This window comes from Streptomyces sp. NPDC048584 (assembly GCF_043199595.1).
Taxonomy (GTDB): Bacteria; Actinomycetota; Actinomycetes; order Streptomycetales; family Streptomycetaceae; genus Streptomyces; species Streptomyces edwardsiae.
Map to the genome: position 1 here is coordinate 425,774 of NZ_JBICWF010000006.1, position 10,179 is coordinate 435,952.

The window sequence follows — 10,179 nt, forward strand, 5'->3', positions numbered from 1 at the left end:
ACGCCCCACGCGTGGGTGATCAGCCGGTCCCCCTCCTCCATCCGATCCGGCGGTGCTCACGCCGGTCGACGGCGACGATTGCGCCGTTCCGGTCGAACACGATGCAGCGGCTGGAGGTGGTGCCCTGATCGGTCGCGGCGACGAACTTGTCCGTCATGACGTCCCCTTCGTCGTTCTGCGGAGGTCTCACGTGCGGTGGTGCCGCGTGCGGTGATCTCGAGTGCGTACAGGCGCCCTCCGCGCGGAGGCGCTGGACCCGGAGCGCTTCCGCGCGGAGGTGCGTTCAGAAGGCCACGTTGAAGACGAGCCCGGACAGCGCTCCGCCGATGAGCGGTCCCACGATCGGCACCCACGCGTAGCCCCAGTCCGAAGTGCCCTTGTCGGGGATCGGCAGTAGTGCGTGCACGAGGTCGCCGACCGCAACGGTTATCGGCCATCCGGCCACAAGCCTCACCTCCGCTGCGGCACGCCTGCCCGGCGGCAGGAGAACGGGTTCTTCCCCCAAGCGGCCGACTCCTGATAGACGCAGGAGACATGACACGACTCTCCCTCGCGGTACGCGGTCTGGTCACCACCGTCGCCGCCCTGCTCGCCACGACCGCCGCCTCCGCCACCGCCCAGGCGAAGCCCGAACCCAAGGCACCCCGGGACTTCGTGGCACTCGACAGGGTGGACCCGACGATCATCGAGGAGATCCGCTACTTCACCGCGCACAACTTCGTCGGCGAGCCCGTCGACGGCTACCGGCAGCCGCTCTGCGTCCTCACCCGCCCCGCGGCGGAGGCCCTCCGCACGGCGCAGCGGAAACTGCTGCGCCAGGGCTACTCCCTGAAGGTGTACGACTGTTACCGGCCGCAACGCGCGGTGGACCACTTCGTCCGCTGGGCCGAGGACCTCGACGACCAGGAGATGAAGGCCGAGTTCTACCCGAGCGTCGACAAGACCCGGCTGTTCGCCGACGGCTACATCGCGGAGAAGTCCGGCCACAGCCGCGGCTCGACCGTCGACCTCACGCTCGTGAGACTCCCCGCCGGGCCGACCCGGCCCTACCATCCCGGAGAGCCTCTCACCCCCTGCTTCGCCCCCCAGGACGAACGGTTCCCCGACACCTCCGTCGACATGGGCACCGGCTACGACTGCTTCGACACCCTCAGCCACACCCTCGACCCCCGCGTCCAGGGCGAACAGCGCGCCAACCGGCTGCTCCTCAAGAGCACCCTGGAGGACCTCGGCTTCGTGAACCTCGCCGAGGAGTGGTGGCACTACACCTTCAAGCCGGAGACCCACCCGGACACCTACTTCGACTTCCCGGTGTCCCGAAGGTCACTCACCGGCCACAACTGACCGGCGCCAGGAGACGCCCCCACCGCGATCGGATACAGTCCGCGCGTGTCCGAATCCCCCGCCCCGGCTCCCCACTCCGCACCGGGCTCCCGCTGTTCGAGCTGCGGCACGTCCTTCGGCGCGGGCGTCTCCGGCTGGCCCCGCACCTGCCCGGCCTGCGGGGCGGTCGCCTACCGCAACCCGTTGCCGGTCGCCGTGGCCCTTCAGCCCGTGTACGACACCCAGGGCACCGGCCTCGTCGTCATCGCCCGCACCATCGCGCCCGCGCGCGGCCGTACGGCCCTGCCCGGCGGCTATGTCGACGACCGGGAGGACTGGCGCCAGGCTGTCGTCCGCGAACTCGAGGAGGAGACCGGCATCGGCGCGGCGGCTCATGACGTACGGCTCGCCGACGCCATGAGCTCGCCCGACGGACACCTGCTGCTGTTCGGCCTCCTCCCCGAACGCCCCGCCGACGACCTGCCGCCCTTCACCGCCACCGACGAGACCGACGACCGCAGGCTGCTGCGCCGTCCCGAGGAACTCGCCTTCCCCCTGCACACCCTGGCCGCACGCGCGTGGTTCGAGGGCCGCTACATCTGACCCTCAGCCCTCCACCAGCCCGCGGACCCGCACCGGCCGGCGGGGCTCCGAGCCGCCGTCCTCGTCCTCCCGCTCGACGACGATCCGCGGGCCCGACCACAGCACCGTGTACCGCTCGGTCTCCGGCTCCTCCCACCCGTCCCCGGCATCGGGCACCAGCAGCCCGCCCCCGGTCCGCCCCGGCGCCGGCGCCCACACCTCCAGCTCCACACCGCCGTCCTCACCCAGCACCGGCAGCACGGAGCCACCGCGCGCGAACACCGGTATCCGTCCTGGCGGCGCGTCGGCCCACACCCGGGCCGGCCCGTCGTACGCGCGCCCCGTCGCCGTGTCGTACCACCGTCCGCGCGGCAGTCGGACGGACCGCCCCTCCACTCCCGGAGCGAGCACCGGCGCCACCAGCAGACAGTCCCCGAGCAGAAAGGCGTCCTCACAGTCCCGCAACGCGCGATCCTCGGGAGCCGACCACCACAGGGGCCGCACATACGGCGCTCCGGTACGCCGCGCCAGCTGCGCCAGCGTCATGAAGTACGGCAGCAGCCGCCGGCGTTCGACGAGCGTCTCACGCGCGTGCCGCAGCACATCCGCGCCGAACTCCCACGGCTCCCCCCGCCCCGCACGCGCACCGACACGGGCCCGGGTGCGGAAGAACGGCAGGTACGCCCCCAACTGGAGCCCGCGCAGATACAGCTCGGACGACACCTCCCCGCCCGGGCCGCCGACGTCCGTGCCCGCGTAGGGAACACCGCACAGCCCCAGCCCCAGCACCAGCGACAATGACGCCCGCAACCCGGCCCACCCCGTCGCCACCTCGCCCGGCCACGCCCCACCGTGCCGCTGCATCCCGGCCCACCCGGAACGCGAGAACACGAACGGCCGCTCCTCGGGAACCTGCTCCCGCAGCCCTTCGTACGCGGCCCGGCCCATGCTCTGCCCGTACACGTTGTGCGCCTCGCGATGGTCACCGCCGCGACCGTCCAGCGCGTGCCGAGCCGACCGCGGCAGCGTCGGGTCACCGAACGCGGTGAAGGACGTCGGCTCGTTCACGCTGTGCCAGAAGCCCGCGAACCCCTGCGCCAGCCGCTCCGCGTACAAACCGCCCCACCACGCGCGCACACGCGCGTCCGTGAAATCCGGGAAGACCACGTCCCCCGTCCACCCGACACCCTCCACGACCTGCCCGGAGGCGTCCCGCACGAACGCGTCCCGCTCCACGCCCTCGTCGTAGACGGTGACGCCGGGCGTGGAGCCGACCGCGGGACCCACGACCGACACCAGCCTGATCCCCTCGCGCCGCAGCTCGTCCGCGAGAACCGGCAGCTTGGGGAACCGCGCGTCATCGACGGTGAACACCTGCCGGGAGGAGAGATGGCCGACGCCGAGATGCACGGCGTCGAGCGGCAGCCCATGCTCCCGGTACCCTGCGACGATCCGCCGCACCTCCTCCTCACCGCCCAAGGACGCACACACGTGATGGTGACCGAGCGCCCACGCGGGAGGCAGCGCGGGCGCACCGGTGAGCGAGGCCCAGGCGAGCAGCACCCGCGCGGGAGTACCCACCATCACCCAGCAGCGCAGCGGACCACCGTCCATCCGCAGCTCACTCACCCCAGCCCGGTCGTGCCCGGAACCGGCACCCTCCTCGCCCTCCCACAGCGTCACGGTGCCGTCCCACGAACTGTCGTGGAACGCCAGATGGGTGCCCGCGTCGGCCACCACCGTCTGCACCGGCATGGTCACGGACTGCGGTGCGTCGCCGGAGCCGGTGGCACGGCCGGGCGCGGAGTTCCACAGCCTGTACGTACCGTCCCGCAGCCGGGGACCCGACGCACGCCCCCCGAGCCCGAAGAAGCGCGCGTCGGCCGGCACCTCGGACCGCTGCATCCACCGCGCGGTGCCACCCCCCACCGGCTCCCACCAGCGCGGCGGCAGATCGCGCCGCAGCATCACGCCCCCGGGAGTGAGCACCTGCACCGCGCCGCGCCGCGAGACCACGACCGTCACCCGCTCGGCGACCACACGCCAGCCACCGTCCTTGTCCGGTTCCAGCGCGGCCCGCGGATCCGGCTCGGGACAGCGGCCCGGCAGCGCGTACGACGGCTCCGGAGCGGACCCGTCCCAGCCCCAGAAGACCGCCCCGTTCACCGCGACGAAGATCCGCAGCTCCGAGCGGTCGAACCGGAGCAGCCCGCCACCGAGCCCGGGCTCCACCTCCCGGACCGTCCCGGGTACCCGGGCCCTTTCCGGCCCCCGGGGCGGCAGCCCACTGGCGTCGGCCCGCCGCCTGCGCCACGCTGCTCGTACGGTGCGCAACCCCTGAGCCGCCCCCACCGATATCACCGAACGCACCAGGTCACGACCGTCCATGCTGATCACCCTGCCATTGACCGCGCCCGTCATGCGTCTCGTTCAACTGCCGTTCACCCGTGATCGGACCACATCTTCACGGCACGGACTATGTGGGGGTCGCCCTGGTGCGGAAGTCGATCACGTGGCATCGTCCCTGTCAGCCGCGTCACGCGCACACCCCAGCCCGTGTGCGGAGCACGCACACGACGCGCACAGTCCGGGAGCCGCCCATGTCGACCGTGAACCCCCAGCCGCTGTGGCAGCCGAGCCATGACCAGATCGCCCAGGCACGGATCACCGCATTCCAGGCATGGGCCGCCGAACACCACGGCGCCCCCGCAGAGGGCGGCTACGCGGCGCTCCACCGCTGGTCCGTGGACGAGCTGGACACCTTCTGGAAAGCGGTCACCGAATGGTTCGACGTCCGCTTCGCCACCCCCTACGCGCGCGTGCTGGGCGAGCGCTCCATGCCCGGGGCCCAGTGGTTCCCCGGAGCCACCCTGAACTACGCCGAGCACGCACTGCGTGCGACCGCCTCCCGCGCGGACGAAGCGGCCCTGCTGTACGTCGACGAGACCCATGACCCCCGCCCCGTCACCTGGGCGGAGCTGCGCCGCCAGGTCGGCTCCCTGGCCGCGGAGCTGCGGTCCCTCGGCGTACGCCCCGGGGACCGGGTCAGCGGCTACCTCCCCAACATCCCGCAGGCCGTCGTCGCCCTCCTCGCCACCGCGGCCGTCGGCGGCGTGTGGACCTCCTGCGCCCCCGACTTCGGCGCCCGCAGCGTCCTCGACCGCTTCCAGCAGGTCGAACCCGTCGTCCTGTTCACCGTCGACGGCTACCGCTACGGCGGCAAGGAGCACGACCGCCGCGACGTCGTCGCCGAACTCCGCAGCGAACTGCCCACCCTGCGCGCCGTCGTGCACATCCCCCTGCTCGGAACCGAGGCCCCCGACGGGGCACTGGACTGGTCCGACCTCACCGCCGCGGACGCCGAACCCGTCTTCGAGCAGGTGCCCTTCGACCACCCGCTGTGGGTGCTCTACTCCTCCGGCACCACCGGACTTCCCAAGGCGATCGTCCAGTCCCAGGGCGGCATCCTCGTCGAACACCTCAAGCAACTGGGACTCCACTGCGACCTCGGTGCCGAGGACCGTTTCTTCTGGTACACCTCCACCGGCTGGATGATGTGGAACTTCCTCGTCTCCGGCCTCCTGACCGGAACGACGATCGTCCTGTACGACGGCAGCCCCGGTCACCCGGACACCGGCGCCCAGTGGCGCATCGCCGAACGCACCGGCGCCACCCTCTACGGCACCTCAGCCGCCTACGTCATGGCCTGCCGCAAAGCCGGAGTGCGCCCCGCGCGCGACTTCGACCTCTCCGCCGTGAAGTGCGTCGCGACCACCGGCTCCCCGCTGCCCCCCGACGGCTTCCGCTGGCTCCACGACGAGGTACGCGACGATCTGTGGATCGCGTCCGTCAGTGGCGGAACGGACGTCTGCTCCTGCTTCGCCGGAGCCGTACCCACCCTCCCCGTCCACATCGGCGAGCTCCAGGCCCCCGGCCTCGGCACGGACCTGCAGTCCTGGGACCCCAGCGGCAAGCCGCTGACCGACGAGGTCGGCGAACTCGTGGTCACCAACCCGATGCCCTCCATGCCGGTCCACTTCTGGAACGACCCCGACGGCACCCGCTACCACGACAGCTACTTCGACACCTACCCCGGCGTCTGGCGGCACGGCGACTGGATCACCATCACGTCCCGCGGCTCGGTCGTCATCCACGGCCGCTCGGACTCCACACTGAACCGCCAGGGCGTCCGCATGGGATCGGCCGACATCTACGAAGCAGTGGAACGCCTCCCCGAGATCCGGGAATCCCTCGTCATCGGTGTCGAGCAGCCCGACGGCGGCTACTGGATGCCGCTGTTCGTCCACCTGGCACCGGGAGCCACCCTCGACGAGGACCTGCGCGGCCGCATCAAGCGGACCATCCGCGAGCAGCTGTCCCCCCGTCACGTACCCGACGAGATCATCGAAGTCCCCGGCGTCCCTCACACCCTCACCGGCAAACGCATCGAGGTACCGGTCAAGCGGCTCCTCCAGGGCACCTCGCTGGAGAAGGCGGTCAACCCGGGCTCCATCGACAACCTCGGTCTGCTCGCCTTCTACGAGGAACTCGCCCGCAAGCGCTCCTGACCCGCCCCCGGCGAACCAGCCCTCCCCTTCGGCCCGCCCGCCGTTGTCAGTGCCGCCGATTACTGTGAGTGAGCATTGATCGACTGTGCCGAGGGGGAGACATGGCAACCACCGACCACCGGACCCTGCGACGCGTCCTGCGCCGCGAAGTCGCGGGCACCATCGGCCTGCTGGCCGACGAACACGACTTCCGCGCCATGCGGCGCTACCACAGCTTCGTCTTCGACGAGCACACCACCTACCTCAAACACATGGAAGCCGTCCTCAGGGCACGCGCCCTGCAGGGCGGCCACACCACGGTGGCGCTCTTCGACCCCGAGGACTACGCCGACTACTGCGCCAACACGGGGCTGGACCCCGACAGCCACACCAGCCGGACCTTGTTCACGGCCGACCTCGCGGCCAACGGCGCCACGGTCCCCTACGACGGCCGGCCCCTGACCGACCTTCTGCCCACCCTCGTGGACGAGGCGGTCCGCCGCGCCACCTGGGAGTACGCGACCACCCTCCTCGCCCGCCTCGGCACCTGCGTCTCGTGCGGCGAGGACCTGGGCCGCGCCGCCTTCGCCCGCGCCTCGCACCTCCTGGTCCGCATCCTCGACGCGGCCCCGCCCGGCGAGCGGCACCTCGTGTGCAGCGTCTCCGGACCACCCGAGAACCTCTTCGCCGTCCTGCACGCCGACGACATCGCGGGCCACATGGAACTCGACGAGTCCGAAGCCCTCGAATTCACCACTGTCCTGGCCGTCGGCCTCGCCACCGCGAGCCCCGGCGGACTGGTCATGCGGACCAGCGAACCCGGCACGCCCGACCGGGTCCAGGGCTGGCGCCTGCGCGCCTACGGCCTGGTTCCCCTCACCGCCGGCGAGGTCTTCGACGCCTACTGCACCGACGCCGAGTCCGGAGACCTCATCTCCCCGGAGTCCAACGTCGACTACTGCGAGCCACCCGACCTCGGGGAGGGACCGGGCCCGGACCACAGCCACTGAGCCGGAAACGCCCGGAGGGCGCCCCACCGCCAGGTGGAGCGCCCTCCGAAGGACACCGGTCCCGCCCGCTGCCCGGACGGGTGCCCGCTACTCGCCGGACAGCACCGCCTGAGCGGCGTCACGGGCATCGGCGGCACTGTCCGCCGCCCGGGCCGCCGCCGCGGCCCGCTCGCACTGCGCCAGCGTGAACTTCGCCAGCGACGCCCGCACATACGGAATGGACGCCGCACCCATGGAGAGAGAGGTGACACCCAGTCCGGTCAGCACACAGGCGAGCAGCGGATCGGAAGCGGCCTCACCGCAGATACCACAGCTCTTGTCCTCGGCCCGCGCCGCCTCGGCGGACAGCGCCACCAGGTCGAGCAGCGCCGGCTGCCACGGATCCTGCAGCCGGGACACCGCACCCACCTGACGGTCCGCGGCGAACGTGTACTGCGCCAGATCGTTCGTGCCGAGCGACAGGAACTCCACCTCCCGCAGCACCGAACGCGCCCGCAGCGCGGCCGACGGGATCTCGACCATCGCACCGAACTTCGCCCGCAGCCCCGCCTCGCGGCAGGCGTCCGCGAAGGCCTTGGCATCGGCACGGTCCGCCACCATCGGGGCCATGACCTCCAGGTGGACCGGCAGCCCCTCCGCCGCCTTCGCCAGTGCCGTCAGCTGGGTACGCAGCACCGCGGGATGGTCCAGCAGCGACCGCAGACCACGCACACCCAGCGCCGGATTCGGCTCGTCCGCCGGAGTGAGGAACTGCAGCGGCTTGTCGGCACCGGCGTCCAGCACGCGCACGACCACGCGGCCCTCGGGGAAAGCCTCGAGGACCTGGCGGTAGGCCACCACCTGCTTCTCCTCGGAAGGAGCGTTCTTGTCGTCGTCCAGAAACAGGAACTCGGTACGGAAGAGACCCACGCCCTCCGCACCCGCCTCGACGGCGGCCGGCACATCCGCCGGGCCACCGATGTTGGCGAGCAGCGGCACCTTGTGACCGTCGGCGGTCGCACCGGGTCCGGTGGACGCCGCCAGCACCGCCTTGCGCTCGGCGGCCGCCGCCTCGAGCAGTGCCTTCTTCTCGTCGCTCGGGTTCACGAAGATCTCCCCGGTGCTGCCGTCGACCGCTATCAGCGTGCCCTCGGCGAGTTCGCCCGCTCCGGGCAGGGCGACCACGGCCGGGACACCCAGGGCGCGGGCGAGGATGGCGCTGTGACTGGTGGGTCCGCCCTCCTCGGTCACGAAGCCGAGCACCAGCGTGGGGTCGAGCAGCGCCGTGTCCGCCGGTGCGAGATCACGGGCCACGAGGACATACGGCTCGTCGCTGTCCGGCACGCCGGGCATCGGCACCCCGAGCAACCGCGCGACGATACGGTTCCGCACGTCGTCGAGGTCGGCCACCCGGCCCGCCAGATACTCACCGGCGTTCGCCAGCAGCTCGCGGTACGCGGCGAACGCGTCGTACACCGCACGCTCGGCCGTGCTGCCGACGGCGATGCGCCGGTCGACGTCGGCCATCAGCTCAGGGTCCTGAGCCATCATGGCCTGCGCCTCGAGCACCGCCTGGGCCTCGCCGCCGGCGAGATTGCCGCGCGCCGTCAGATCGGCCGCGACCGCCTCCACGGCCTTACGGGCACGTCCCTGCTCACGCTCCGCGTCCTCGGCCTGGATCTGCTTGGCCGGCGGCTCGAGCACCGCCGTACCCATGTGCCGTACCTCGCCGATCGCCACACCGTGGCTGACGCCGACGCCTCGCAGCGTTGTCTCCATCTCACCCGTCTCCGATAGTGCGACGGACTTCGCCGCCGCGTTGGTTGTCCTGGTGGCCGTCATGGACGGCGGCGCTTCACTTCCAGAGGAAGAGGGTGTCGCCGGCTTTCACGTCGCCGTCGTCACGAAGGTCGGAGAGGGCGTCCGCCGTGGCCTCCAGGGCCACGACCGGGCACACCGGGGACTTGCCGGCGGCCTCGACCGCGGCAGGGTTCCAGCGCACGATGCTCTGGCCGCGAGTCACGGTGTCACCCTTGTTCACGAGCAGCTCGAAGCCCTCACCGTTCAGCTGGACGGTGTCGATGCCGAGATGGGTGAGCACACCGTGTCCGCTCTCGTCGACGACGACGAACGCGTGCGGGTGCAGAGACACGATCACACCGTCGACGGGGGAGACGGCCTCGGAGGGCTCCCGCACGGGGTCGATCGCCGTACCCGGGCCGACCATGGCCCCGGAGAAGACCGGATCGGGCACGGACGCCAGTCCGATGGCCCGTCCTGCAAGCGGGGACATCACGGTGGTCATGGGAAGCCTCCCAGGCGTGGAGATCTGTACGTGCGCCGCCGTCACTACCTGCCTGCGGCGCGCTGTTCAGCAGCGTATGTCATACGACGTACCGGTTCCGGAGGACAGGTCCGGATGTGTGGTCTAGACGAGAGGTCTAGACCACACACCCTAATGGATTTGCACGGGGTCCGCGACCCCGTGTAGGGTTGTACTCCTGCTCGGGGACGAGCGGCGCGAACAGACGCCCCGTTCCGGATCAGCAATCCAATTCTGACAGATCCATCTTTGGGTCACCTTCTGCATGTCCGCAGGACGGTGGTCAAGGGGCCGGAAAACACTGGTAGAGTTGGAAACATCGAAGGGAAGCGCCCGGAGGAAAGCCCGAGAGGGTGAGTACAAAGGAAGCGTCCGTTCCTTGAGAACTCAACAGCGTGCCAAAAGTCAACGCCAG

At 71.2% G+C, this 10,179-nt stretch carries 8 protein-coding genes and 1 pseudogene; 4 read left to right on the forward strand and 5 right to left on the reverse strand.

The annotated features are described in order from the left end of the window. Positions 1-19: 19 nt before the first annotated feature. Both ACGFR9_RS16885 and ACGFR9_RS16890 read right to left on the reverse strand, forming a co-directional pair. The gene (locus ACGFR9_RS16885) at positions 20-157 is read right to left on the reverse strand and encodes a hypothetical protein (RefSeq protein WP_393208588.1); all 138 of its coding nucleotides are present in this window, start codon (positions 155-157) and stop codon (positions 20-22) included. A gap of 126 nt (positions 158-283) precedes the next feature. Further along, positions 284-409, reverse strand: a pseudogene (locus tag ACGFR9_RS16890) (aquaporin family protein); the annotation flags it as partial. A gap of 125 nt (positions 410-534) precedes the next feature. Here ACGFR9_RS16890 and ACGFR9_RS16895 point away from each other — a divergent pair. Further along, the gene (locus ACGFR9_RS16895; protein ID WP_393208504.1) at positions 535-1,344 is read left to right on the forward strand and encodes a M15 family metallopeptidase; all 810 of its coding nucleotides are present in this window, start codon (positions 535-537) and stop codon (positions 1,342-1,344) included. Positions 1,345-1,389: 45 nt separating this feature from the next. After that, a complete protein-coding gene (locus tag ACGFR9_RS16900; protein WP_393208507.1) occupies positions 1,390-1,926 on the forward strand; it encodes an NUDIX domain-containing protein in 537 nt (178 codons plus the stop codon). Between the two features lie 3 nt (positions 1,927-1,929). On the opposite strand, the gene ACGFR9_RS16905 is transcribed toward ACGFR9_RS16900, so the two are convergent. Next, the gene (locus ACGFR9_RS16905) at positions 1,930-4,293 is read right to left on the reverse strand and encodes a glycoside hydrolase family 31 protein (protein WP_393208510.1); all 2,364 of its coding nucleotides are present in this window, start codon (positions 4,291-4,293) and stop codon (positions 1,930-1,932) included. 212 nt (positions 4,294-4,505) lie between these two features. Here ACGFR9_RS16905 and ACGFR9_RS16910 point away from each other — a divergent pair, with 212 nt between their 5' ends. Together ACGFR9_RS16910 and ACGFR9_RS16915 are read left to right on the forward strand one after the other, a co-directional pair. Beyond that, the gene (locus tag ACGFR9_RS16910) at positions 4,506-6,473 is read left to right on the forward strand and encodes an acetoacetate--CoA ligase (protein ID WP_393208513.1); all 1,968 of its coding nucleotides are present in this window, start codon (positions 4,506-4,508) and stop codon (positions 6,471-6,473) included. A gap of 101 nt (positions 6,474-6,574) precedes the next feature. After that, complete coding sequence (locus ACGFR9_RS16915; RefSeq protein ID WP_393208516.1) at positions 6,575-7,462, forward strand: hypothetical protein; 888 nt, start codon at positions 6,575-6,577, stop codon at positions 7,460-7,462. Positions 7,463-7,549: 87 nt separating this feature from the next. Here ACGFR9_RS16915 and ptsP read toward each other — a convergent pair whose 3' ends face one another. Beyond that, complete coding sequence (gene ptsP, locus ACGFR9_RS16920; protein ID WP_393208582.1) at positions 7,550-9,220, reverse strand: phosphoenolpyruvate--protein phosphotransferase; 1,671 nt, start codon at positions 9,218-9,220, stop codon at positions 7,550-7,552. A 76-nt stretch (positions 9,221-9,296) separates the two neighbouring features. Next, positions 9,297-9,746: a PTS glucose transporter subunit IIA gene (locus ACGFR9_RS16925; protein WP_030221374.1), complete on the reverse strand. Its 450-nt coding sequence runs from the start codon at positions 9,744-9,746 to the stop codon at positions 9,297-9,299. Positions 9,747-10,179: the final 433 nt, after the last annotated feature.